20 protein-coding genes are annotated in these 25,315 nt (G+C 66.3%); 15 read left to right on the forward strand and 5 right to left on the reverse strand.

The window, feature by feature from the left end:
* Window positions 1-18: 18 nt before the first annotated feature.
* From J2X92_RS18190 to J2X92_RS18250, 13 genes are read left to right on the forward strand one after another with little or no spacing between them, the layout of a single operon-like run.
* A complete protein-coding gene (locus J2X92_RS18190; protein WP_307577411.1) occupies window positions 19-1,149 on the forward strand; it encodes a hypothetical protein in 1,131 nt (376 codons plus the stop codon).
* Window positions 1,146-3,155 carry a caspase family protein gene (locus J2X92_RS18195; protein ID WP_307577413.1) on the forward strand — a complete coding sequence of 670 codons (2,010 nt, stop codon included), beginning with the start codon at window positions 1,146-1,148 and terminating at the stop codon, window positions 3,153-3,155. Before J2X92_RS18190 ends, J2X92_RS18195 begins: the two co-directional genes overlap by 4 nt.
* Window positions 3,156-3,210: 55 nt before the next feature.
* Complete coding sequence (locus J2X92_RS18200) at window positions 3,211-3,777, forward strand: type VI secretion system tube protein Hcp (RefSeq protein WP_307577415.1); 567 nt, start codon at window positions 3,211-3,213, stop codon at window positions 3,775-3,777.
* A 25-nt stretch (window positions 3,778-3,802) separates the two neighbouring features.
* Complete coding sequence (locus J2X92_RS18205) at window positions 3,803-4,651, forward strand: type VI secretion system accessory protein TagJ (protein ID WP_307577417.1); 849 nt, start codon at window positions 3,803-3,805, stop codon at window positions 4,649-4,651.
* Window positions 4,644-5,159, forward strand: a complete 516-nt coding sequence (gene tssE, locus J2X92_RS18210) for a type VI secretion system baseplate subunit TssE (RefSeq protein ID WP_307577419.1) — start codon at window positions 4,644-4,646, stop codon at window positions 5,157-5,159. Before J2X92_RS18205 ends, tssE begins: the two co-directional genes overlap by 8 nt.
* A 10-nt stretch (window positions 5,160-5,169) precedes the next feature.
* Complete coding sequence (gene tssF / locus J2X92_RS18215; RefSeq protein ID WP_307577421.1) at window positions 5,170-7,062, forward strand: type VI secretion system baseplate subunit TssF; 1,893 nt, start codon at window positions 5,170-5,172, stop codon at window positions 7,060-7,062.
* A complete protein-coding gene (tssG, locus tag J2X92_RS18220) occupies window positions 7,059-8,135 on the forward strand; it encodes a type VI secretion system baseplate subunit TssG (RefSeq protein WP_307577423.1) in 1,077 nt (358 codons plus the stop codon). The genes tssF and tssG overlap by 4 nt, the downstream gene beginning before the upstream one ends.
* A 40-nt stretch (window positions 8,136-8,175) precedes the next feature.
* Window positions 8,176-10,905, forward strand: coding sequence for a type VI secretion system ATPase TssH (gene tssH / locus J2X92_RS18225; RefSeq protein WP_307577425.1), 2,730 nt, complete (start codon window positions 8,176-8,178; stop codon window positions 10,903-10,905).
* A 20-nt stretch (window positions 10,906-10,925) separates the two neighbouring features.
* A complete protein-coding gene (locus tag J2X92_RS18230) occupies window positions 10,926-13,802 on the forward strand; it encodes a type VI secretion system Vgr family protein (RefSeq protein ID WP_307577427.1) in 2,877 nt (958 codons plus the stop codon).
* Window positions 13,803-13,810: 8 nt separating this feature from the next.
* Window positions 13,811-16,423 (forward strand): DUF2169 family type VI secretion system accessory protein, encoded by a 2,613-nt coding sequence (locus tag J2X92_RS18235; RefSeq protein WP_307577429.1) that lies wholly within the window; start codon window positions 13,811-13,813, stop codon window positions 16,421-16,423.
* Window positions 16,420-17,481, forward strand: a complete 1,062-nt coding sequence (locus tag J2X92_RS18240) for a pentapeptide repeat-containing protein (protein ID WP_307577431.1) — start codon at window positions 16,420-16,422, stop codon at window positions 17,479-17,481. The genes J2X92_RS18235 and J2X92_RS18240 overlap by 4 nt, the downstream gene beginning before the upstream one ends.
* The gene (locus J2X92_RS18245) at window positions 17,478-18,149 is read left to right on the forward strand and encodes a DUF3540 domain-containing protein (protein ID WP_307577433.1); all 672 of its coding nucleotides are present in this window, start codon (window positions 17,478-17,480) and stop codon (window positions 18,147-18,149) included. The genes J2X92_RS18240 and J2X92_RS18245 overlap by 4 nt, the downstream gene beginning before the upstream one ends.
* Before the next feature lie 9 nt (window positions 18,150-18,158).
* On the forward strand, window positions 18,159-18,554 hold the full coding sequence (locus J2X92_RS18250) for a DUF4150 domain-containing protein (RefSeq protein ID WP_307577435.1): 396 nt from the start codon (window positions 18,159-18,161) through the stop codon (window positions 18,552-18,554).
* A gap of 5 nt (window positions 18,555-18,559) precedes the next feature.
* Here the strand turns inward: J2X92_RS18250 and J2X92_RS18255 are convergent, their stop codons facing one another.
* The gene (locus J2X92_RS18255) at window positions 18,560-19,123 is read right to left on the reverse strand and encodes a hypothetical protein (RefSeq protein WP_307577436.1); all 564 of its coding nucleotides are present in this window, start codon (window positions 19,121-19,123) and stop codon (window positions 18,560-18,562) included.
* Window positions 19,124-19,311: 188 nt separating this feature from the next.
* On the opposite strand from J2X92_RS18255, the gene tagH reads away from it, so the two are divergent.
* The gene (gene tagH / locus J2X92_RS18260; protein WP_307577439.1) at window positions 19,312-21,003 is read left to right on the forward strand and encodes a type VI secretion system-associated FHA domain protein TagH; all 1,692 of its coding nucleotides are present in this window, start codon (window positions 19,312-19,314) and stop codon (window positions 21,001-21,003) included.
* Window positions 21,004-21,055: 52 nt separating this feature from the next.
* Complete coding sequence (locus tag J2X92_RS18265) at window positions 21,056-21,850, forward strand: PP2C family protein-serine/threonine phosphatase (RefSeq protein WP_307577441.1); 795 nt, start codon at window positions 21,056-21,058, stop codon at window positions 21,848-21,850.
* A gap of 140 nt (window positions 21,851-21,990) precedes the next feature.
* Here the strand turns inward: J2X92_RS18265 and J2X92_RS18270 are convergent, their stop codons facing one another.
* From J2X92_RS18270 to tssB, 4 genes are all read right to left on the reverse strand, one after another.
* The gene (locus tag J2X92_RS18270) at window positions 21,991-22,494 is read right to left on the reverse strand and encodes a peptidoglycan-binding domain-containing protein (RefSeq protein ID WP_307577444.1); all 504 of its coding nucleotides are present in this window, start codon (window positions 22,492-22,494) and stop codon (window positions 21,991-21,993) included.
* An 81-nt stretch (window positions 22,495-22,575) separates the two neighbouring features.
* On the reverse strand, window positions 22,576-23,055 hold the full coding sequence (locus J2X92_RS18275; protein ID WP_307577445.1) for an Hcp family type VI secretion system effector: 480 nt from the start codon (window positions 23,053-23,055) through the stop codon (window positions 22,576-22,578).
* Between the two features lie 151 nt (window positions 23,056-23,206).
* A complete protein-coding gene (gene tssC / locus J2X92_RS18280; protein WP_028258623.1) occupies window positions 23,207-24,703 on the reverse strand; it encodes a type VI secretion system contractile sheath large subunit in 1,497 nt (498 codons plus the stop codon).
* Window positions 24,704-24,743: 40 nt separating this feature from the next.
* Window positions 24,744-25,256 carry a type VI secretion system contractile sheath small subunit gene (tssB, locus tag J2X92_RS18285; protein WP_055801097.1) on the reverse strand — a complete coding sequence of 171 codons (513 nt, stop codon included), beginning with the start codon at window positions 25,254-25,256 and terminating at the stop codon, window positions 24,744-24,746.
* Window positions 25,257-25,315: the final 59 nt, after the last annotated feature.

Raw genomic sequence — 25,315 nt, forward strand, 5'->3', positions numbered from 1 at the left:
ATTCAGGAACAGACCGCCATGCACACCGACCTCTGGCCCCCTCTCAGCGTGATCCGAAGCGCGTTCGAAGGCACCGTACCCACGGCACCCGGCGCCTCCGGCCGCGAAGCCGTCGTGGCCATGCCGGGCACCGCCGCCGAGCCGCCGCGCTCGGTGCTCGATCTTGTGCTCCCCTTATCCGAATTGGCCCGGCGCCGCGAGGCTGTCGCCCAGCGCGCCTTCAACGCGCGCTGGGCGCCGGGCCGCCTCATCAGCGTGGTGGTCGAAGGCCGCCTGCTCGGCGTGCTGCTCGACCGCTGCATCCACGGCCAGCTCTGGCAGGGCTGGATGGCCGCGGGCGAGGCCGACTGGGCCGGTGCGTACGACGTGCTGCTCGAACCCGACGATGAGCCCTTCGAACCCGCCTTCGGATTGATCCAAGCCTGGAACGTGCTCACGCTCGAACCCAGCCCGCAACTCTGCGCACGCGTGCTCGGCGAGGTCTCGGCCACGCGGCTGGCTGCGATCCGCGCGGTGCACGACGAATGGGCCGCGCAGGTGCCACTGGCCATTGCGCCCGAACCCGGGCGCATCGCATTGCGCACCGTGGGCGGCGTGTTCTCGGTGCTCTGCGGCACGCCGCTTGGCGAAGAAGATCCGCGCGCCGACTACCAGGCGATCTATCGCGAGGCCTCATCGCAGCTCAGCACTGCCTTGCAGCCGGCTTCGCACGGCAGCAGCGCATCGGCGGCAGCGCCGGGCATTTCGCGCGCCGGGCCACAGTCAAAGCCCGGGGGCGCCTGGTGGGGCAGCATCCGCCGCTGGTTCGGTGCCGAAGGCTGGCTACGCCCTGCCTTCGCGGCCCTCGCCCTCGTGGTCGTGGTGCAAAACGTGGGCCTCTTCGGCCAGCGCACGGAAGACGACGAAGTGCGGTTTCGCTCCGCACCGCCCGCCGCCGGCGCGCAAGCCGAACTCGTCGTGCGGTGGAAGCCCGAAGCGCGCGCCGGGGACACGGCCCGGCTGCTGCAATCGATGTCGGCCGAAGTGGTGGGCGGCCCAGGCGCCGACGGCAGCTGGCGCCTGCGCGTGGCCGACCCCGCGCAGGGGCTGGCCGCGTTGGCAGCGTCGCCGCTGGTTGCATCGGCCGGCCCGGCACCGGAGCGGCCATGACGATTGCGGCGCGCCTGCTGTGCCTGCTGATGCTGCTCGCCCCGGCGGGCGGTTCGGCGGCTGCGCAGCGCGCGCTGCTGGTGGGGGTTTCGGAACTGGTGAACCAGCCTCAGGCGCTGTGGCTCCAGGCGCCCCGCAACGACGTGATGCTGATGCGGCAGACCCTGATGAAGCAAGGCTTCGCGCCGGCCGATGTCACGGTGCTGGCCGACGGGGTTGCGGGCGCCTCGCTGCCCGAGGCCGAGCGCATCAACGAGGCGCTGGCGCGGCTGCTCGAGCAGTCCCGTTCGGGCGACTTCGTGGTGCTCTATTTTTCCGGCCACGGCACGCGGGTGCGCGACAGCACCAAGCGTTACCAGGAGCCGGATGGCCTGGCGGAAAACTTTCTGGCGCGCGACGCCCGCGGCACGGATGCGTCCGGAGGTAGCTTGCCGGGCGGCCTGCGCGATGTCGACTTCGACCGCTGGATCAGTGCCTTTCTTGCGAGGAACGTGTTCGTGTGGTCGGTGTTCGACACCTGCTCCGCGGCCTCGATGACGCGCAGCGCGGCACAGCCGCCGGAAGACCCCGGCCCGGCAGACGACGAAGTACGCTTTCGCGGCGTGCGTGCCGGCCAGCTTGCGACGGGCGGGTCCGCTGCCGCACCGTCACACGCACAGGCGCTGCCCGAGATCGCAGCAGGCGTGCCCCGCGCGCGCTATGTGGCCTTCTTCGCCTCGGAGAGCCACCAGGTCACCCCCGAGCTGCGCCTACCGCGCAAGGGGCGCAATGCGCGTCCCCAGGGCTTGCTGACCTGGGCCGTGGCCGAGGCCCTGCAAAACAAGCCCGCAACCTGGCGCGACCTTTTCAACGGCGTGCTGGACCTGTACCCGTCCGTAATCGAAGAGCTCGAATCGCGTTTTCCCGCGCGCGAGTTGCCGTCCCCGGTGGCGGAGGGCAATCTCGACCTGCCGATCTTCGCCAATGCCTCGGCTCCTCTTTCGACGCGCCCCGTGTGGCGCGCCGAACGCGCCGGAGGCAGCCTCACGCTCAAGGCCGGCCTGCTCGACGGCCTCGAGCCCGGGCAGGACCTCCGCATCGTCGCCACACTGGCCGACGGCATCCAGCGCACGGCACAGGGCAGGCTGGTTCAAGCCGACCTCGGTAGCGCGCGGCTGGCGGTTCCCCCGGCGCTGGCCGAACTCGCGCAGGCCACGTCATGGAGCGCGACGCCGGTGGCCGAGCCGGCCTTGGCGGCGCTTCGGGTCCGAAGCGATTCCGCGCTGCCCGGTGGGCTCAGCCTCGACTACCCGGCGTCCATCCGCACGGCGGGCGAGGCGCAAGCCGATGTGCGCTGGGTCGACCTTGGTGCGGCAGGCGGCCGGCTGGAGCTGTTGTCCCCCGCACTCGCTGCGACTGCGGAAGGGGGCTCTGCGCAATCCGGCATCGTGGTGCGGGACATGGCCGAAGCCCGTGTTCGGCTTCAGGGACTGGCGCAACTCAAGTGGATGTCGCGCCTCGCCGAGCTGGCGAAGGACGGGAGGCTCGACGGTTTCGACGCCGTGCTCGAAGTGCGCGACGAAAGCCGCGTGCTGCGCAGCGCGAACGTCCGCGACGCGGCCGGCGGCACCTTGCAGCTGCGGCCAGGGGAACGCGCCGAGCTCATGGTTCGCAATGGCAGCGGCCAGTCGATCGATCTCGTGGTGGTCGGTGCCGATGAGCAAGGCATCCTGCGGTCCGTCTATCCCCAAGACCTGGGCGAAGCCAATCGCTTCGAACGCGGCACGCGCGAGTCGCCGGCCTCCAAGCGCTTTGCGCTGCCGTGGCTCAAGCCCGGACGGCCGGCCAGGCTGCTGGTGCTGGCCACGCCGGCTCAAGCCCGCAGCGCACCGCGCCTGTTCGGCGCCGGCACCGCCGAAGCCACCACCAACACCGCGGAGCTGCGGGTGCGCGGCCAGCTCACGCCCGAGCGCGAGCGCCAGGTGTACGGCGCCATGCTGCGCTGGACGAACCCGGCCGCGCCCTGACCTCATCCATTCGCACGCATCCACCGAATCACACATCACCGAGAAGGAGAAGCACATGTCCATGACTTCCAACGGAGTCCCCGATCCCGACGACGCGCTGCGCATGCTCGATCTTGCGCTGGGAGCGGCGAGCGGCTGCGACCTCGTGATGATGATCGAACACTCGGGCACCCCCATCGAGGGCGAACTGGACCGCCGGTTCGAGGACGGCAAGCCGCGCATGGAAATTGCCGGCTATTTCTGGGGTGGGCATCAGAACTCGCAATCCGGCCGCGCCGCGGCTGCGCGCGCTTTGTCGAATTTCATCGTCGTGCGCCGGACCGATGCCGCCACGGCCTCCATCGCGAGCCTGCTGCGAGTCAATGCAGAAGCCGGCAAGGTGGTTGTGAGCGTCTACAAGTCGGGCGGCGACGTCAAGTCGACCGAGGCCCAGGCCATGCTGGAGTTCACCATGGAGAAGGTGCGGGTGACCAGCCACATGCTGCTCACCAACAGCGTGCTGAGCGCACCGACGGAAATCATCAGCTTCGCCTTCAGGCGCTTCGGCATTCGCTCGGCACCGCAAAAGGAAGCGGGCGCGCGCGGCGCGGTGCGCGAGTGCGTCTTCGAGTCCGCCGAATGATCGAAACCAACCTGGGCACCCCACCATGACCGCATCCGAACTGCTGAAGGCCGCCGATCCGGTGGCCGCACTCAAGGCACTGAGCGACGAAGTGCGCGCAAAGCCGGCCGACAGCAAGCACCGCGTCTTCATGGCGCAACTGCTGTGCGTGCTCGGCCAGTGGGAGCGCGCGCTCAACCAGCTCACCGTGGCGGCCGAGCTCGACGCACTGGCCGTGCCGATGAAGCAGGTGTATGGCGAAGCCGTGCGCTGCGAGGGCCTGCGCGCCGAAGTGTTCGCGGGCAAGCGCACACCCATGGTGTTCGGGCAGCCGGATGAATGGCTGGCGCTGCTGATCGAATCACTGCTGCGCCAGGGCCGCGGTGAAGACGGCATGGCCGAAGACCTGCGCCAGCGCGCCTTCGAGGCCGCACCGGCCATCGGCGGCACCATCGACGGCGCACCCTTCGAATGGCTGGCCGATGCCGACATGCGCCTGGGGCCGGTGCTCGAAGCTTTCGTCAACGGCAAGTACTACTGGATTCCCTATGCGCGGCTCGCACACATCAAGATCGAGCCGCCCGAAGACTTGCGCGATTGCGTCTGGATGCCCGCCCACCTGCAGTTCGAGAACGGCGGCGAAACACTCGCGCTGATTCCCACGCGCTACGAGGGCAGCGAAAACAGCGCGGACGGCGAACTGCAGCTCGCACGCAAGACCGAGTGGCGCGAACTGAGGCCCGAGGTGTGGATCGGCAGTGGCCAGCGCGTGCTGGGCAGCGACGCCGGCGAGTACGCGCTCATGGATGTGCGCGAGATCCTGTTCACGCCGGCCGAGAGCGCCACCTCCGCTGCAGAAGCCGGCACGCCGTCGGAGGACGGCACCGATGCCTGAACTCACCGCGCAGGAGCGGCTGCAGCCTTCGCTGCTCGACCGCCTCGTCGACCATGCGCCGGACGAGAAGCGCGAGAGCGACGACAAGCGCACGCTGACCAAGCAGGCGTTGCGCCAAGCCGTGCTGCGCGACCTCGGCTGGCTTTTCAATGCCACCAGCTACGGCCTTGCCATGGACGACAAGCGCTTTCCCAATGCGGCGCGCTCAGTCATCAATTACGGATTGCCTATGCTGTCTGGCCAGTACACCTCGTCGGTGCAGCGTGTCAGCATGGAGCAGGCTTTGAAGAACGCAATCCTGCAGTTCGAGCCACGCATCCTGTCCCGCACTCTCGAAGTTGAACTCGTCATGGAAGGCTCGGCATTGGACTCCCACAACAGCATTGGCTTGCAGATCCGCGGCATGCTGTGGGCTCAGCCCGTGCCGCTCGAGTTCCTGATGCGCAGCCGCGTCGACCTGGAAGAAGGCCGCATAGAGATCGTGGACATGGCGCAAGCCCAAAGATAAGTCCGCCGTCATGGACCCTCGGTTGCTGAGCCTGTATGAACAGGAACTGCGCTATTTCCGTGAAAGCTCTTCGGAGTTCGCGCGCGCCTTTCCGAAGATTGCGCACCGCCTGGGCATCGAAGGCCAGGAGGTCGCCGACCCGTACGTCGAGCGATTGATCGAGGCCACCGCGTTCCTTTCGGCACGCGTGGCGCTGAAACTCGATGCCGAGTACCCGCGCTTCACGGGGCATCTGCTCGACATTGTCTATCCGCATTTCCTGGCGCCCACGCCGGCCATGGCCATCGTGTCGGTGATGCCGGATGCCGACGACGCCAAGCTTGCAACGGGCCCAACGCTGCCACGTGGCAGCGGGCTGCGCGCACGGCAGGCGGTGGGGCAGAACACGCACTGCGAATTCCGTACGGCCAGTGCGCTGCGCGTCTGGCCCATCGAGATTCTGCGCGCCCAGTACTTCACCTACGCGCCGGACCTGCCACTGAATGCTCACCCGCAGTCGCGTTCGATTCGCGGCGGGCTGCGCATTGCGCTGCGTGCGACGGCGGGGCTGAACTTCAGCCAGATCGCCATGGACGAGCTCGTGCTGCATTTTGGCGGTGCCGAAGACGTGGCGTGGCAGCTGCACGAATGCGCGCTCGGCCAGCCCGTGGGCGTGCTGGTGCGGCCAATGGCGCCCGGCGGGGCGATGCAAGGCGCGATGAAGACGCTGCCCGGCAGCGCCATCCAGCCGGTGGGCTTCGAGGAAGACGAGGCGCTGCTGCCAGTGACAGCCACAGGTTTTTCGGGCTTCAGGCTGCTGCAGGAGTACTTCGCGTTTCCGCAGCGATTCCAGTTCGCACGCATCGTCGGCCTGCGGCCGGTGCTGGCGGACATGGCCGTGACGGAGGTCGAGATCGTGCTGCTGTTCTCGCGCGGCGATGCGGCGCTCGAAAAGCTGGTGAGTGCCGACAACGTGCAACTGCACTGCGTGCCGGTGGCCAACCTCTTCAGCAAGCGGCTCGACCGCGTACCGGTGTCGGAGGGCGTGAGCCAGTTCCACCTGGTGCCCGACCGCACGCGCCCACAGGACTTCGAAGTGCACACGGTGACCGAGGTCACTGGCCACGGCACACCGGGCACGGCGGAAGTGGCGGCCGAGCAGTCCTTTCGTCCGTTCTATTCGGCTTTTCATGGCAGTCGCCACGCGCACCCGGCCTACTACACGACCACGCGCGAGCCGCGCATGCTTTCGGTACGCCAGCGCACCGAAGGGCACCGCAGCAGCCATATCGGGTCCGAGGTGTACATGCAGATCGTCGATCCGCAGCAGGCGCCGTATTCGACTGCGCTGCGCCAGTTGGCGGTGACGGCGCTGTGCACCAACCGCGACTTGCCGCTCCTGATGCCGCTCGGCCGCGACAACGACTTCGACTGCATCGACTCTTTTCCGGCGCAGCGCGTGCGCATGGTGCGCGGGCCTTCGCGGCCGGTGTCGCCGGTGGTCAGCCAGGGGCTCGGCTGGCGCGTGGTGGACCACCTGGCACTCAACTACCTGTCGCTCTCGGACAGCACGCCCGAGCAGGGCGCTGCCGCATTGCGCGAGACCTTGATGCTCTACGCCGCGCACGCGGATGAAATGCGCCAGGGCCAGGTACGCGGCCTGCTGTCGGTCAAGAGCAAGCCCGTGGCGCGCAGGTTGCCGCTGCCCGGGCCGATCGCGTTCGGCCGCGGACTCGAAGTGACGCTCGAAGTCGACAAGGATGCGTTCCATGGCCACAGCGTTTTTCTTTTTGGTGCCGTGATGGCGCACTACCTGGCGCGCCACGTGGAGGTCAATCACTTCGTTGAGGCCGTGCTGCGGATTGCGGGCAAGGGCGAAATCATGCGCTGGAGGCCGCTGTGCGGGACACGCCAGATTCTGTGAGTGCCGATCGGGGCGGGCCAGTCAACACGCGCGTGGACAACGCGCTGCGCGAGTGGTCGGCCGAGCCATGGGCTTTCGACTACTTTGCGGTGCTGCGCCGGCTGGAATCGATTGCCGGAACCACGCCGCGCTGGGGCCGCGCGCTGTTGCCGAACGCGGAGCCGTTGCGCGTGGGACAGGAGCCTTCGCTTTCTTTCGCGCCCGCCAGCTTCAGCCGCTTCGAGGCGGCCACCGCCTATTCGCCGCCGCGCCTGCGGCAGCACTTCTTCTCCTACATCGGACCCAACGGTCCGCTGCCGGTGCACCTGAGCGATTTCATTCGCGAGCGCAGCATCAACCAGGGCGACCCGACGTGGCTCGCCTTTCTCGATAGTTTTTCGCACCGCTTCTCTCTGCACTTCTACCGGGCCTGGGCACAGGCGCGCCCCGCGGTGGCGCTCGACCGTCCCGGCGAAGACCGGTTCCGGCTCCAGATCGGCGCGCTGGTCGGCATCGGCACGCCGGGGCGCACCGGGCGAGATGAGGTGCACGACGACGCGCGACTGCACTTCTCGGGCTGGCTTGCGCGGCGGGTGCACAACGTCGAAGGTGTGGAGTCAGTGCTGTGCAGCTACTTCGGCGTGCCGGTGAAGCTGGAGCGCTGGGTCGGCCACTGGATGAGCCTGCCCGCCGGCGAGCTCACCCGACTCGGCCAAGGCGAGACCTCGCGCTCGATGGGCATGGGCGCGATGCTCGGCACGCGCGCCTGGGACCGGCAGCATCGCGTGCGCCTGCACGTGGGCCCGCTCACGCTCGACCAGTACCGCATGTTCCTTCCGATCGGCGACGCGCAGCCCGTGCTGCAGCGCTGGATGCAGCAACTGCTCGGCGACGAACTCGAGTGGGACGCGCAGCTAGCGCTGCAAGGCGCGCAGGTGCCGCCCACGCGCCTTGGGCAAGCCAAGGGCAACGCGCCGCGCCTCGGATGGATCGCGTGGCTCGGACAGCGCCCGCGCTCGCGCGACGCGGCGGATGTCCGCATCGGCAGCCAGCCCGTTGTGCCGAAGGATCGGCGGCCGGCCGCATTTCAATAAACCCAGTTTCCATTCGTCTTGAAGAGATACGGAGTCCTCCATGAGTGAAATCAGCCGCACCGCCCTTTTTGGCAAGCTCAACTCGCTGGCCTACAAGGCCATTGAAGGCGCTACCGTGTTCTGCAAGATGCGCGGTAATCCGTACGTGGAGCTGGAGCACTGGTTCGCGCAGCTGCTGCAGGCGCAGGACTCCGACCTGCATCGCGTGATCCAGCACTACGGCCTGGACGTGTCGGTCATCGCCAAGGACATCACGGCCGCGCTCGACCGCCTGCCGCGCGGCGCCACCGCCATCAGCGATTTTTCTCCGCACATCGAGAACGCCATCGAGCGCGCATGGACCTACGCCACGCTCCAGTTCGGCGAGGCGCAGGTGCGCACCGGCTACATCTTGGTCGGCATGCTGAAGACGCAGAGCCTGCGCAACCCGCTCTTCGGTCTGTCCAAGCAGTTCGAGAAGGTGAAGGTCGAGGACCTGGCCGACAACTTCGTGAAGATCTGCGACCCTTCGCCCGAATCGCAGATGCGCGCGCAGGACGGCACCGGCATGGGCAGCGGTGCACCGGGCGAAGACTCCGGCGCCATGGCGCCTGCCGCCATGGGCAAGGGCGATGCCCTCAAGAAATTTGCTGTCGACCTGACCGAGAAGGCGAAAAAGGGAGAGATGGATCCGGTGACCGGGCGGGACGAGGAAATCCGCCAGATCGTCGACATCCTGATGCGGCGCCGCCAGAACAACCCGCTCTTGACGGGTGAAGCCGGCGTTGGCAAGACCGCGGTGGTGGAAGGCTTCGCGCAGCGCCTGGCGCGCGGTGACGTGCCGCCGCAGCTGAAAGACGTGAAGCTGCTCACGCTCGACATCGGCCTGTTGCAGGCGGGCGCGAGCATGAAGGGCGAGTTCGAGCAGCGGCTGCGCCAGGTGATCGACGAGGTGCAGAGCTCGCCGACGCCCATCATTCTTTTCATCGACGAGATCCACACGCTGGTGGGCGCGGGCGGAGCGGCGGGCACCGGCGACGCGGCCAACCTCTTGAAGCCGGCGCTGGCGCGCGGCAACTTGCGCACCATCGGCGCCACCACCTGGGCCGAATACAAGAAATACATCGAGAAGGACCCGGCGCTCACGCGGCGCTTCCAGGTGGTGCAGGTGCCCGAGCCCGACGAGGTGAAGGCCATTCTCATGCTGCGCGGCGTGGCCAGCGTGCTCGAGAAGCACCACCGCGTGCAGCTGCTCGACGAGGCCATCGAGGCGGCCGTGAAGCTTTCGCACCGCTACATTCCCGCGCGCCAGCTGCCCGACAAGGCCGTGAGCCTGCTCGACACCGCATGCGCTCGCGTGGCCGTGTCGCAGCACGCAACGCCGCCCGAGGTGGAAGACTGCATGCGGCGTATCGAAGGCCTCACGGTCGAGCAGGAGATCATCGGTCGCGAAGAAGCCATTGGCATCGACGTGACCAAACGCGCCGCGCAGGTGTCGGCGCTGCTGGCCGAATCGAAGGTGCAGCTCGATGCGCTCAATGCGCGCTGGCAGGAGGAGAAGGGGCTGGTCGACAGGCTGCTCGAGTTGCGCAGTAAATTGCGTGCGGGCAGCAAGCCGGTGGACACCGCTTCTGCCGAGGGCAATGCGAAGGCCGACGTGCCCCCACCCCAGCCCTCCCCCAGCGGGGGAGGGAGCGAAGACCGCGCCGCGCTGCTTGAAGAACTGCATGCGCTGCAGGCCAAGATCCATGCGGTGCAGGGCGAGTCGCCGCTCATCTTGCCTTCGGTCGATGAGCAGGCAGTGGCCTCGGTGGTGGCGGACTGGACCGGCATTCCCGTCGGCCGCATGGTGAAGAACGAAGTGGAGGCGGTGCTCAAGCTCGCCGACACGCTCAACCAGCGCGTCATCGGCCAGAAGCACGGCCTGGAGATGATCGCGCGCCGAATTCAAACGTCTCGCGCGCGGCTCGACAACCCGCAAAAGCCCATCGGCGTGTTCATGCTCTGCGGCACCTCGGGCGTCGGCAAGACCGAGACCGCGCTGGCGCTGGCCGAGGCGCTCTACGGCGGCGAGCAGAACATCATCACCATCAACATGAGCGAGTTCCAGGAGGCGCACACCGTCTCCACACTCAAGGGCGCGCCGCCCGGCTACGTGGGCTACGGCGAGGGCGGCATCCTGACCGAGGCCGTGCGCCGCCGGCCCTACAGCGTGGTGCTGCTCGACGAGGTGGAAAAGGCCCACCCCGACGTGCACGAGATCTTCTTCCAGGTGTTCGACAAGGGCTGGATGGAAGACGGCGAGGGCCGCATGATCGACTTCAAGAACACGATCATCCTGCTCACCACCAATGCCGGCAGCGAGCTGGTGATGAGCATGTGCCGCGACCCCGAGCTGCTGCCCGATTCCAACGCACTGGCCGATGCGCTGAAGGCGCCGCTGATGAAGGTGTTCCCGCCCGCATTGCTGGGCCGCATCGTCACCATTCCCTATTACCCGCTGTCGCCCGAGATGATGAAGAAGATCGTGCGGCTGCAGCTGGGTCGCATCAAGAAGCGCGTCGAGACCAACCACGGCGTGCCCTTCGAGTACAGCGAGGCGGTGGTCGAGCAGGTGGTTGCGCGCTGCCAGGACCCGGAGTCCGGCGGCCGCGTGATCGACGCGATCCTGACCAACACGGTACTGCCGACCATCTCGGTCGAGTACCTGCAGCGGCTGGCGTCCGGCGGCGAGATCCGCCGTGTGGCGCTCGACGTGAAGGACGCCGACTTCACCTACGCCTTTGATTGAAACAACACAAGCATTCCGACATGGCTGAAGAAAAGTTCCACATCAAGAGCGAATCGCCCGCCGTCGACGATCTGATGTTCTGGAGCCTTGCGGGGCACGAGTCGCTGTCGCGTGCTTCGTTCTACGAGCTCACGGTGGTCTCCAAGAACCGGGCAATCAGCGCGACCGACATCCTGGGCCGCGCTTTCGACGTCGTGATCGATTTTGCCGATGCGGACGGCGGCACGCACCAGCGGCACTGCCATGGCCACGCGGTGCGCTTTGTGCGCGTCCATGAACTCGGACGCCATTTCGAGTATCGAATCACCCTGCGCTCCTGGTTCTGGCTGCTGACCAAGCGGAAGAACTCGCGCATCTTTCAGGTGAAGCCCACCTTGGAAGTGTTCGATGCGACGCTGGATGACAGTCCCATCAAGCGTGTCAAGAAGACCAATGTCGACCAGGTCATCGGCAAGCACGACGCACTGCGCTACTGCGTGCAGTTCGAAGAGACCGACTACAACTTTCTGTCCCGGCTGATGGAGCAGGAGGGCATTCACTACTGGTTCGATGCGCACGACGCCCCCGGCACGATGTACCTGGCCGATGCCAGCGACATTGCACACGCGGCACTTCCCGTCGCCGACACGCTCGCGCATGTGACCGAGCAACGCAGCGAAGCACGCTTCAACGAGATCAGCCGCTGGGTTTCGGCCACTCGTCTGGATACGGGCAAGTACGCTTCGACCGACAGCAACTTCAAGACGATCAACACGCTTCTCAGCGTGACGGCCGACGGCTCCGGCGATTGCGAGTTGGCTGATTTCGAAAGCTTCGAATTTCCCGGGGGTTATTTCCACAAGGAAACGTCCGATGTCGTCGGCGCGGTTCGCCGGGATGAATTGGTCGGCCGCCGCGAGCGGCACTGGGCCCTGACTGCCTGGCCCGACGTGGCCGCGGGCCGCAGCTTCAAGTTCGAGGGCGACCCCGACGGCACGCGTGACGGCGAATACACCATCGCAGCCTGCACGTTCTTCGTGAGCCATCCTGGCTATGAGGGCCTGGACCAAGCGCCGCAGCCGCAGCCGGTGGCAGACATGCTGCGCGCGGTGCTGGCTGACGATCCGCCCAACCTGGAGAACCTGGGCATCATCCAGGACTTGTTCGAAAGCGCGCCGCAACTGCGCGGCGACGGGCGCGATGCCAGCGTCTTCGTGACGACGGTCATGCCGCAGGCCATGCCCTACCGGCCGCCTCGCCTGACGCCGTTCGTCAAGATGCCCGGCTTGCAGTCGGCCATCGTCGTAGGGCCCAAAGGCCAGGAGAACGAGCCCTATGTCGATGAGTTCGGCCGGGTCAAGGTCCACTTCCATTGGGACCGCTACGACGAGCGCGACGAGAAGTCCACTTGCTGGGTGCGCGTGTCCCAGCCCTGGGCAGGCAAGAGCTGGGGCGGCTATTTCATGCCGCGCATCGGGCAAGAGGTGCTGGTCGATTTCCTGGAGGGCAATCCGAACCGCCCGGTGATCGTGGGCCGGGTCTACAACGACGACCAGCCGATCCCCTACGAGTCGCCCACGCAAAGCGGCTTCAAGACCCGATCGACGCCCAAGGGAGGCGCAGGAAACTACAACGAGATCATGTTCGAGGACAAGAAGGGCGCCGAGAACATCAACATTCATGCCGAGCGCAACATGTCGCGCTCGGTCGAGGTGGACGATTCGATTTCCATCGGGCGCGACCAAAGCAGCACCGTGGACCGCGACCGCACGGCACTGGTGAAGCGCAACGAGAAGAACACGGTGGCCGAGGTGCAGACCAACGTGGTGGGCATTTCCCAGAGCAACACCATCGGTTCGGGCGGCCAGAAGACGCAAGTCGCGGGGTTCCAGGAAAACATCTTCTATGCCGGCCAGAAGACCTCTGTCGTCGGCATGCAGAACCTGACCGTGACCGCCAACCAGGACAACGCCATCGGCGGCTTTCAGAAGACGGTAGTTGGTGCCAACATGGACGTGGGAGTGGTCGGCTTCCAGACGACCTCCGTCGGTGCCGACAGTGCGTTGCTGGTGACCGGCAACACAAAGATCCAGAGCGGGGGCGTGCGCAATGACGTGACCGGCGGCAAGCACGCCATCATGGCCAACGAGATCAAATTGGTGAGCAACACCAATATCGAGCTGATCGCGGTCGCCAACATCAATGCCACCTCCGTGGGCTCGAACACCACCGTGCTGGGAACCAATTCCAGCGGCTATATCGGCTCCAACAGCGAAGCCAATCTGGGCATGAATCGTTCGACCTTCATCGGACTGAACATGAGCAATGCCCTGGCGGTGGACATCTCGAATTTCCTGGGTGCCCAGATCGAGAACACGGCGGCCGTTCGCCTGACCAACGTGGCCGCCGCTTGCATCAGCCAGAAAACGATCGACGTCAACCTGACCACGCTGGAGGTGATCGGCGGCGGAGCAGGCGCGGGTGCCGCGGCAGCCAGCAGCACGGCGGGAATGGTTGCAGGATTCGCAATCGGGGCCGCGTCGGTAGTCGCCGGGCTGTTCGACGTCGCCGCAACTTTCGAGCAGTACGAGAAGGCGGAGGCGGACCTCAAGGCAGCCGCCGCCGAGGCGAATGCGCAGGGGTTGACGGCGCTCGGCAGCAGGCTCGGCCGGCTTGCCGACATCGCCAGCCGCCGCCGCACGGAGGGCGCCCTGGCGGCGATCCCGCTGGTAGGCGGCGTTGCTGTGGCTGGCGCCGAACTGCTGGGAGGCACCGCGGCTGAAGCGAGCGGCGACGCCCTGGGCAAAGCGCCGCACGCCGCCGCCGGAGCCGCCCCGGCGCTTCCCGCCGCTCCGGTGATACCGGCGGTGCCGCCCATTCCAGCGGCTCCGCCCCGCTATGTGCCGCCCGGCGGCTGAGCCCGGCCATGCAAGTCATCAAGCCCCAAGCACTCGGACTGTCCACAAGGCCCATTGAATACCGCAAGCGCTTTGGCCTGTGTGTCACGGCGGCGCTGCATGTTCCCTTTGCGCAGGGAGAGCGCGGCACCTTGTGGGGCGAACAGTCCATGTGGGATTTCCTCGCGCAGGAGATGGCCGTACCGCTGATCGACGAAGGCGTGGCCAAGCTGACGGCTGAGTTCCTGGTGCATGGCAGTGCCTACCCGCCGCCCGATACACCTTCGGCCTGTGCCGTGCGCGCGCGCTTCGGTGCGCGCGAGAAGACGCTGCTGGTTTTCGGTGAACGCAACTGGGCAGGGGGCGCCGTGCAACCCAGCCGGCCGCAGCCATTCGACCGGATGCCCATCGACTGGGCGCATGCCTACGGCGGGGCGGACTTTGCCGCCAATCCGGCAGGCAAGGGACGCACTGCCGTCGAGGGTGCGCGCGCCCTGCCCAACATCGAGTCGCCCCATGAGCGCCTGCTGCGGCCCGACCACGCGGTTTCACCCGCGGGGTTCGGTGCTCTGGAGGCGACTCATCCACACCGCGCGCAGTACCGCGGAACCTTCGACGCCACCTACCTCCAAGAGCATGCACCCGGTTTTCCGCCCGATCTGGACTGGCGCCATTTCAACCTGGCGCCTCCGGATCAGTGGTTCGACAGTTCCTTGCAAGGCGACGAGGCATTTTCCTTCGACCACATGCACCCGGTGCATGCGCACCTGCAAGGTCGGCTGCCGGGCTTCCGTGCGAGGGTGTTCGCGGGCTATCGCATGCCCGATGAAGGCGAGCCCCGGCTGCGCGAAGTACCTCTGCGCCTGACGACCGTCTGGTTCTTCCCTCATGCGGAGCGTGCCGTGGTGCTGTTCCAGGGAATGGCCGAGGTGGATACGGACGACGGCTCGGACGTCGTGTCCCTGATGGGCGCGGTGGAGCGCCTGGGAGAGTCGCGCCCGGATGCGCACTATGTGGATGCGATCGCGCGGCGCGCCGATCCCCGAATGGGCAGTGTCCATATGCTGAACGACGCAGACCTTCTGCCGGACGGCGTGGACACCAGCGACCCTGCACTCGATGCCGCCCGCGCGAATTTCGCCATGGATGGCCTGCAAGGCGACGCACAGTTCCTGCGTGCGCAGACGGAGGTCACGCTGGCGCGCGAGGAGGTGCGTGCGCAAGGCAAGGATCCCGATGCCATGGGCATTCGCATGCCGGCGCGTGAGAAGGTTCCCACCGGCGCCGCCTTGGCGCCGTATGTCGAGCAGAAGATCAAGGAGGCGGAGCGCCAGCAATGGGCAATGCTTGAGGACGTAGTGACGCAGGCGGAAAAGGCGCTGGATTTTGCCGCCGCGCAAAAGCTTCCTCTCGCGTCGCTGCAGCATCGCGGACCACCGCGCGCCGGCGCGGAGGCTCGCCTCGATGTCCTGCGCGCGAGCTTTGCCGCCGCACCGCAGCAGCAATTCGGCCAGATCACGGCGGGGCTCTACGGCAAGCTCATTCAGCTCGAGGCCGTCGAGCGCACGGCCTATCGGCAGTCGGCGCATGAACAGGCGCCGGCCCTGCCGATGGCGCAGGACGAGGCCTCTGCGCTGCGTGCCGAAGTCGAGCGCGGCATTGCGAAAGGACTCAGGTACTTTGCGGAAATGGACTTCACCGGGGCCGATCTGTCGGACCTGGATTTGCGTGGGGCGAACTTTTCCGGCGCATGGCTGGAAAGCGCGAATCTCGCGAGGTCGAACCTCTCTGGCGCCGACTTTTCGCGCGCCGTGCTCGCGCATGCCGACCTGAAGCAGGCGATTGCGGTCGGCGGGCGTTTCGCCGAGGCGAACCTGGGCAAGGCCGGTTTGTCCGGCACCGTTTTCGATGATGCGGATCTCCGCGGCGCGGTACTCAGTGGTTGCCAACTGGCCGAAACCCAGATGCGCCGCGCGCAACTCTCGGGCGCGCAGCTGCTCGACACCCGATGGGGCATTGCAGACTGGAGCGGCGTGCACGCGGTGCGCCAGCTGTTCTACAAGCTGGACCTCAAGGGGTTGATCCTTGCCGAAGCCGACCTGAGAGGCTGCAGCTTCGTCGAATGCGACCTTGGAGGCTGTGATCTGCGTGTTGCCAACTTGCAGGGAGCGAGCTTCGTGAACTGCAAGCTCGACAATGCCCGGCTTGCCGGCGTCCAGGCCGAGGGAGCGGTATTCGCCCAGGGCTGCAGCCTGGCGGGGGCCGATCTTCGCGACGCGCGGCTCGAGCGCAGCAATCTTGGCGAAACGAACCTCGACGGTGCCAAGCTGATGCGTGCACGGCTCGATGGCGCCAATCTCGGCTTCGCAAGCCTGGCAGGGGCCGACCTGAGGCTGGCCAGCGCCAAGAGCGCCATTCTGCGCAAGGCCGTATTGCGCCACGCCGCCATGGCCGGCGCGGATCTGTCGGGCGCGGTCATGCAACACGCCGACCTGCGCGGTGCCGACCTGCGCCGAAGCAGCCTGTTCGGCGCCGATCTCTCGCGCGTTCGACTCGATGGCGACGTGAATTTCGAACACGCGCTGCTCAAGCGGGCCCGCACCTGGCCCCGCCTCACGCCAGAGCAGCAGGCGGCGCCATGATGAGTCCCGAGTTGCTTTCGATGGCCGTGGCGGTCGGAGAACCCGTCATCGGCATGGATCTGGCGAAGGGGGCGTTCGGACGCGCGTCGCTGGGAGGCGGCGTGTTCTCGCGCACCCGCTTGAGCGAAGCCGACCTGCGCGGTGCGGACCTGCGCGAAACGGTGTTCGAGCATTGCGACCTGACCGGCGCACTGCTGTCAGGCGCCAACTTGCGCCGGGCGGTGTTCGATCACTGCACGCTTGACCACGCCGATCTGCGCGGAGCCAATCTCCATGGTTCGGTCTGGACCGAATGCCGGGCGCCGCATGTGCAGCTGGCCGACACGCAGCTCAGCATGGCGACGCTGTCGAAGTCGAATCTGGACCACGCCGTTCTGCGCGGCGCAAATCTTGATTCGGCAGTCTTGAGCGAGCTTGGACTTTTCGACGCCTGCGCCGATGGCGCTTCTTGGCGCCAGACCGTCGTATCCGAGTGCAAGCTCCAGTTGCTGACGTGGGCGGGCGCAACCTTGCTGCGGGTTGCCTTCGTCAACACCGACCTGCAGGGCAAGTCGTTCGCAAACCTGAGCATCGAAGGCTGCCAGTTCACGGGTTCCGATCTCAGCACGGCCGATTTTTCAGCGGCCCGCATGCGCCAATGCAACTTCCAGAGGGCTACGCTGGACGGCGCATGCTTCACCAAAGCACAAGGGCCGCTCGCACTTTTTTGCAATGTGCAGGGCGCCAAGACCGATTTCGCCGGTGCCGGGCTGCGACAGGCGCTTTTCACTGGCGCCCAGCTGCCGGGTGCCGATTTCACCCGCTGCGACTTGTACCAGGTGCACTTTGCCGGCGCGCAGCTGCCCCAGGCGCGCTTCATGTCGTCCGACCTCACGTACGCCGACTTCCGGCATGCGGATCTCACCGGTGCGGACCTGCGCCAGGCCATCCTGTTCCGCGCTGTTCTGCATGGCGCCGGCACGCAGAACGCACAGATGACCGATCGCGCGCGGGCCATCGACGAAGACCCGGACCTGGCTGCGGCCGAACGTTGGCAACCTATGGAGCAATCCTCATGACCTCATCCCTTCCCCAGCCCGCGCCGCATGTGCGCTCCCGCTCTCGCGCCCGGGTGGCCCCGCCGCAGGCGGCCATCCAGGCGACGTGGTGCGTAGGCACCGTCAGCGCTTGCGAGTGCGACGGGTTCGCGGTCTTGAGTGGCGGATTGCGCGCCACCGGACGCCGCGCGGTCAGCTGTCTCCTGGAGCCGCGCGAAGGCGACAGCGTGGCCTGCATGCAGGTGGCGCCCAGGGAGCTGTGGATCCTGGCGGTGCTGCAGCGCGAAGAGGGGGGCGAGCATTTGTTGAGCTTGTCGGGCGACACGCGGATTCAGGTGGAGGGCGGGGCGCTGTCCCTGTCGTCGCCGCGTCTGGCGCTGCATGGCGACGAGCTCGAACTCCGGGCGCGCGACGCCCGGATGGCTGTCGAATCCGCCGAGCTGGTGGGCACGCGTCTGCGTGTGGTCGGCAGTGTGCTCAAGGTCGTGGGCTCGGTGCTGTCCACCGTGATGGAACGCGTTCATCACTACAGCAAGAGCCATACGAGAACCACCGACGGAATGGACCGTGTGGCAGCCACGCATGTGGAATGCGAGGCGAAGCAGTTGTTGCGGCTGTCCGGCGAGCATGCGCTCGTGAACGGCGAAAAGCTCATCAAGGCGCGCGGCGGGCAAATCCACTTCGGCTAGGAACGCACCATGTTTGCCAACTGCCAATTGATGGGAACCGATATGGGCTTCCCGGATGTATGCATCACGCCCGCGGCGCCTTCGCCGATCCCGGTGCCTTATCCCAACATTGCGATGGGCCCGATGGCGATTCCCAACTGTCCGACCATACTGATCATGGGCATGCCGGCGCACAACATGGGCACGACGATTCCGATGACCAATGGCGACAATGCGGGCGTCCTGCTGGGCGTCGCCTCGGGTACGGTGATGGGTCCGAGCCGGCATATCACCGCCGCGTTCACCGTGCTGCTTCAGGGCATGCCCGCCACGCGGCTCACGAGCGTCTCAATCCAGAACAGCACCAACTGCCCCGGAGTGCGCACCGTGCCAAGCCAGACGCTCATGCTGCTGCTTGCACCGTGAGCGGATCAACGTCGCCCCTGCTCCCATTCGCGCGCGATGTCCGCGGCGGATTTCTCGGGCGGAAAGTAGAGCGCAGGACGCCGCATCCAGTCGACGCGCACCACGCTTTCGGCAAGTTTTTGAAGTTCAGGCACGGCTGCTTCCACCGGGGCCCGCCGCTCGCGCCCGTCGGTAAGCACCTCGCCGACCCGGCCTTGCGCGAAGCGCACGCGCATCACCAGAGGCTGCGCAACGCCGTAGAGGCAGCGCTGCCCGCTGAAGACGCCGTTGATGCGCTCGCCGCCGCGAAGCGTGACGTCGTACTCCATGAGGTTGTGCTTGGAGCGGTTGCGCGGCCCGTAGCGGCACCTCGCGACCACGTCGTCAATCTCGCCAAGCCATGCGCGTGCGTTGTCCGGAGCCTGCGGAATCAAGCCGGGCGACCACGTCGGGTTCATCCGGCCGACCTCGGCATCGATCTCGCCTTGGAGCAACTGCGCCAGCACGGCATTGGCCTGGCTGCCCGGCATCTCTCGCGTGCCTTCGGTGCAGGCCGTGATCAGATTGGTGAGCGAAGCAAGAACAAGCATTGTTTGGGCCGTTCGCCAGAACATGAAGCGCATTACACGCCTGATTCGGCCTCCGGTTCCAAGCGCGCCGACCCTCATGCGGCATACCTCTTAAGGCGAGATTGCCAACCGGCCCTCCTAAATGAATACTCCCCAGGAGTACTGTCGCTCGCGCCCGTTGTGTGGCGAAGCGTGTTGGGAGCCGGTTCATGATTCAAATCGCTGTGATCACTAGGCAGGGCGCGCCGGGGGAGAAGTCCCAGATCGTTCAGTTCGGCCCCGCCGGCGGAACCATCGGCCGCTCCGACACCAATACGCTGGTGTTGTCGGACCCCGACCGCACCGTGTCGCGCGTGCATGCGCAGGTGCTCTGCCGTGGCGGCCAGTATTTCGTGATCGACCGCGGCAGCAACCCGATCGTGCGCAACGGACAAGCGCTGGGCTCCGGCAACGAAGCTCTTCTGTCCGACGGCGACCGGCTGGTCATCGGTGGCTTCGAACTGAAAGTCGAGGTGCAGGCGGCCGTCGATGCATCGCCTGCGCCGTCCTTCGCTCCAGCCTCGGGCGCGCCGATCCCCGCAAGTGCGGAAGACGATCCCTTTGCGGATCTGCTGGCGGGCCTTGCACCGCCGCCGCAAGCGCCGCTCACCGGGCCCGCGGCCAAGCCGTTGCCATCGGCCTCCGCGCCCCCCGCCGACTCCCTGATGTTCCCTGATCCGATGCAAAGCGGATCGCGCAATGCGCAAGCGGCGCAGATCGATCCCTTCGCCGACCTGCTGGGCGCTGCGCCTTCGTCAGCGCCCGCAACCGGCCTTGGTGCGCTCGACGACTTTTCCGACCTGGGCGCGCCGCCCGCGAGCGGCAAGGCCGCGGGCATCGACGAGCTGTTCGGCGGCATGGGCGGTGGGGGTGGCATCGGCGGCGACCCGCTCGCGCTTTCTCCGTTGGCGGACCCGCTGCTGCAGCCCAACACGGCGTCCGATACCGATCCGCTGGCGGCGCTGCAGCGCGCCGCGCCGGCCACGCCGGTACCGCGCGCCGACCATTTGCCCATCGATCAGTTCGGCTTCACCCCGCCGAGGGCGATCGACGCGCCACGGCCGCAGCTGCCGCAGTTCGACGACATCACGGGCCAGCCGATCCGCATCAGCGGGCCGGAGGTCTCTCCCGGCGGATCGATCGAACCGCCGGGGCCGCTGAAACCGCTACCACCATTTCCGGCGCCTCCGCCGCCATTGGCGCGACCACAGCCACAGACCGCGCCGACGCCGGTCGCAAAGGCGGCACCCGCAGTGCAGCGCACCGCCTCAGACGACGAGCTGCTGGCCGCTTTCCTGCGCGGCCTCGGCAGCACGCACCAGACGCCCGAGATGCTCACGCCCGGCCTCATGGAGCGCATCGGCACGATTCTTCGCAGCGCCACCGAGGGCACGCTGCAACTGCTGCTCACGCGCCAGGAGTTCAAGCGCGAAGTGCGCGCCGAGGTCACGATGATCGCCTCGCAAGCCAACAACCCGCTCAAGTTCTCGCCCACGGTGGAAGTGGCGCTCGCGCACCTGCTGGGGCCGGGCGTGCGTGGTTTCATGCAGCCCGAGGCGGCGATGCGCGATGCATACAACGACCTGCGGGCCCACCAGTTCGGTGTGATGGTGGGCATGCGCGCGGCGCTCGCGCACGTCATCGCGCGCTTCGAGCCCGAAGAGCTCGATAAGAAGATCACGTCCAGGTCGGCGCTCGACGCATTGTTCAGCGCCAATCGCAAGGCCAAGCTCTGGGACCAGTTCGTGGCGCTCTATGGCGGCATCGCGAGCGAGGCCGAGGACGATTTCCACAACCTCTTCGGCAAGGCCTTCCTGGCGGCCTACGAAGAACAGATGGCGCGCCTGAAGTCCGACGCCTGAACGTCGTCCTCAAGCACAACTAAGACAGCATCAGCAAACGCGAGGCATCCGCTTGGAAATCGAAATCGTCACGCTGTCCAGACAGGGCGGCCGCAGCTACAACGAGGACGTCTACGGTCACTGGCACGACGAGCGCTATGTCGCCTGCCTGGTGGCCGACGGCGCCGGCGGGCACGGCGGCGGCGACGTGGCGGCGGCCACCGTGCGCAGCAGCGCGCTGGGCGGCTTCTCGGCCGCGCCAAGCCTGGACGAAGCGAGCCTGCGTGCGCTGGTCGAGCAGGTCAACCGCGACGTGGTGGCGCGCCAGGCGGAGGGCGGCAAGCTCGCGGGCATGCGCTCGACCGTTGTCTTCGCGGCCATCGACCTGGAGAGCGAGGCGCTGGCCTGGGTGCACAGCGGCGACAGCCGGGCCTACCTGTTTCGCGGCGGCGCCATCGTGGCGCGAACCACCGACCATAGCCTCGTGCAGCAGATGGTGGCCGGCGGCATGCTCGACGAAGAAGGCGCACGCCTGCATCCGCAGCGCAACATGCTGCTGTCCGCGCTGGGCTCGATCGAGGAGGCGCCCGACATCACGGTGTCCGACCGAATGCGGCTGTTGCCCGGCGACGTGCTTCTCTTGTGCAGTGACGGCGTGTGGGAGCCGCTGGGCGACGAGTGCCTGATCGACACGCTGCATGCCTCGCGCACGCCCAGCCAGTGGACCGAACTGCTCGACGCGAAGATCAAGGAGCACGCCAAGCCGGGCCACGACAACTACACGGCGCTCACGCTGTGGGTGATCGAGGATGAGGACGACGACGTGACGCGGCTGCTGCCGGAGAGCGTCGCGGCTTCCGATTCCTGATCCTTTCCTTCCGTACCCAGCAAGAAAAGGAAAAGGGCCCAAGCTTTCGTCCATTCGGACGATCGCTTTGGGCCCCTTTCGCTTCGGCTGCAGCCGGCTGTTCAGGCTCCGCCTGTGGCCGGCACTGTCTGGAGCGCGGCCTAGTAGCCGTACTTGCTCGCCGTCTTCTTCACCCGCTTCAACGCGCTGCGCAGCAGCGTCGGCATGTCCTCGCGGTTGGGCAGGTTGGTGTAGTTGTCGATGCCCTGCTCCTTGCAGAAGTTGGCGCAGCCGTTGTTGAGCAGGTCGAGCGCATAGCGGCTCTTGCTGATCGTGCTGGACGAGCCGGGCTCGCGGAACGGATCGAAGATGCCGTCCGGCAGGACCTTGTATCCGAGCGCGATCGACTGCGTCTGGAAGTGCGTGATGTGCTTCTGCGTGACCGGCCCGTAGTAGCCGTCCACGGCGATCACCTCGGTCTGGCCGGGAGGTGGGTCCAGATCGTGGTTGAAACCGAGCAGCTCGTAGTAGAAGATCTTGAACAGCGCCTGCACCAGCATCACGTCTTCACGTGTGTTGGAACCGATCCGGCCGGCCGACCAGTCGATGTTGTAGGCGGTCAGCAGCGCGCCGCTGCGGCCGATGAGAGGGGTGCTGAATGCCATTGCATTGCTCCGGTGTGGAAACGTGGGACCGGACCTGGGCACGCTGTGGGCCCGAGTCCGGACTTGCCGAATCCGTTGCCGTCAGCGGGTTTCGGTGGTCGGCACGTTCCAGCCGAACTTCACTTCACCGCCGCCCGCGCCCTTGTCGTCTTGCGCCTTGTAGGCGAACTCGATGTCCTTGAACGAGCAAAGCACCTGTTCCTGCACATCGCCGCCTTGCGCGCCGCCGGGGCTCACGCCGGAGATGAATACCTCCTTCAGCGTGACCTTAAGATATTCCTGCTGGCCTTCACCCGACTTGCGGCAGGTCATGACCATGTCCTTGAAGTGCTTGCCGCTTACGCAGTTCTTGGCCAGCACCGGGGAGGCCTTGTCGTAGTTGTGCGTGAAGTGAAACTCGCCCGGCGTGGCCTTGCCCTTGCCGGAGCCGCCGCCGGAGCCTGCGCCGGATGCGTTGCTCACGTTCCACGACCAAGACGAAATCTCGATCTCGTCCTTGTGGTCCTTGTGGGAAGCCTCGCCCTTGACGCCGTCGAGCTTGATATGAAAGTCAGATGACATGTTCCTACTCCTTGAGGCCCGATTGCGTTCGGGCGGTTGATGATCGAGATGAAGACAAAGGCTGTCGGCAACTTGTAAACAGGACCGATGCGCGGCAGCTACTGAGAGAACGAAACGGAATCGGGAATTTCAAGAAAATTCGGAGGACTTTTCAGCCGGCGCCCTTGGCCGTAGGCAGCTTGGAGACCAGCCGCAGCGAGACCGTGAGGCCTTCGAGTTGGTAGTGCGGACGCAGGAAGAACTTGGACGTGTAGTAGCCCGGGTTGCCTTCGACCTCTTCCACCACTACTTCGGCGGCTGCCAGCGGCTTTTGCGACTTGGTGATCTCCGACGAATTGGCCGGATCGCCGTCGACGTAGTTCATGATCCATTTGTTGAGCCAGCGCTGCATGTCCTCGCGCTCCTTGAAGCTGCCAACCTTGTCGCGCACGATGCACTTGAGGTAGTGCGCAAAGCGGTTGCAGGCAAAGAGATAGGGCAGGCGAGCGGCCAGGTTGGCATTGGCCGTGGCGTCCGGATCGTCGTATTCCGCGGGCTTGTTCAGCGACTGCGCGCCGATGAAAGCCGCGAAGTCGGAGTTCTTGCGGTGGATCATCGACAGCAGCCCGGCCTTGGAGAGCTCGGCCTCGCGCCGGTCGCTGATCGCGATCTCGGTCGGGCACTTCTGGTCCACGCCGCCGTCGTCGCTCGGGAAGGTGTGCAGCGGCAGGTTTTCCACCGCGCCGCCCGACTCGATGCCACGGATGCGCGAGCCCCAGCCGTAGAGCTTGTACGAGCGGTTGATGTTGGTCGCCATTGCATAGGCCGCGTTGGCCCAGGCGTACTTGCTGTGGTCGGCACCGGCGGTGTCTTCCTCGAAGTCGAACTCCTCCACCGGATTGGTGTTGGCGCCATAAGGCGTGCGCGCGAGGAAGCGCGGCATGCACAGGCCCAGGTACTTGGAGTCGTCCGACTCGCGCAGGCTGCGCCAGCCGGCGTATTCGGGCGTGAGAAAGATTTTGGTCAGGTCGCGCGGATTGGCGAGCTCCTGCCAAGATTCCATCTGCATCAGGTTGGGGCTCGCGCCGGTGATGAAGGGCGCATGCGCGGAGGCGGCGATCTTGGCCATCTCGCCGAGCAGTTCCACGTCCGGTGGGCTCTGGTCGAAGTGGTAGTCGCCGACGATGGCGCCAAAGGGCTCGCCGCCGAACTGGCCGTATTCCTGTTCGTAGATCTTCTTGAACATCGGGCTCTGATCCCACGCCGCGCCCTTGAACTTCTTCAGGTTCTTGGCCAGCTCCTGCTTGGAGATGTCCATCACGCGGATCTTGAGGTTCTCGTCGGTCTCGGTGTTGTTCACCATGTAGTGCAGCCCGCGCCATGCACTCTCGAGCTTCTGGTACTCGGGGTGGTGAATGACCTTGTTGACCTGGTCGGTGAGCTTGGCGTCGATCGCGGCGATCATGGCCTGGATCGATTTGGTCACGTCCTTGCCGATCACGGTGCTGTTGCTCAGCGCCTGCTGGGCGAGCGTGAGCACCGCGGCTTCGACGGCGCTCTTGGCTTCGTCGCTGCGGGGCTTGAATTCCTTTTGCAGCAGCGACGAAAAGTCGCTCCCCGCATAGGCAACGTCTTTCAGTGCGCTCTGTTGTTCGAGTGCGTCGGCCATGTTGTTTCTCCTCGTGGTCCGGTGTGTCTGGCGAAATGGGTCAGGCGGCAGGCGCGCTGTCGTCGGGCTTCTTGCTGGCGGCCAGCGTCTGCAGCAGCGCCGGGTCCTCGAGCACCTTGGCGAGCAGGTCTTCCGCGCCGCCCTTGCCGTCCATGTACGTCACGAGGTTCGACAGCTGCGTGCGCGCTTCGAGCAACTTGTTGAGTGCGCCGACTTTCCGGGCGACGGCGGCGGGGGAGAAATCCTCCATGTTCTCGAAGGTGAGCTCGACTTTCAGGTCGCCTTCGCCGGTCAGCGAGTTCTCCACCGCAAAGGCGGCGCGCGGCTTCATTGCCTTCATGCGCGAATCGAAGTTGTCGACGTCGAATTCCAGGAACTTGCGATCCGCCACGGAGGCGAGCGGATCTGCCGGCTTGCCGGACAGATCGGCCAGCACGCCCATGACGAACGGCAGCTGGATCTTCTTCTCGGCACCGTAGAGTTCCACGTCGTATTCGATCTGCACGCGTGGCGCCCGGTTGCGGGCGATGAATTTCTGACTGCTCTTGGCCATGGCGATGCTCCTTGCGGGAATGAATTGGGATGGGTCGGTGAACTGAAAAGAGAGGGTCG

This window comes from Variovorax paradoxus, from assembly GCF_030811855.1.
Classification (GTDB): Bacteria; Pseudomonadota; Gammaproteobacteria; order Burkholderiales; family Burkholderiaceae_C; genus Variovorax; species Variovorax paradoxus_L.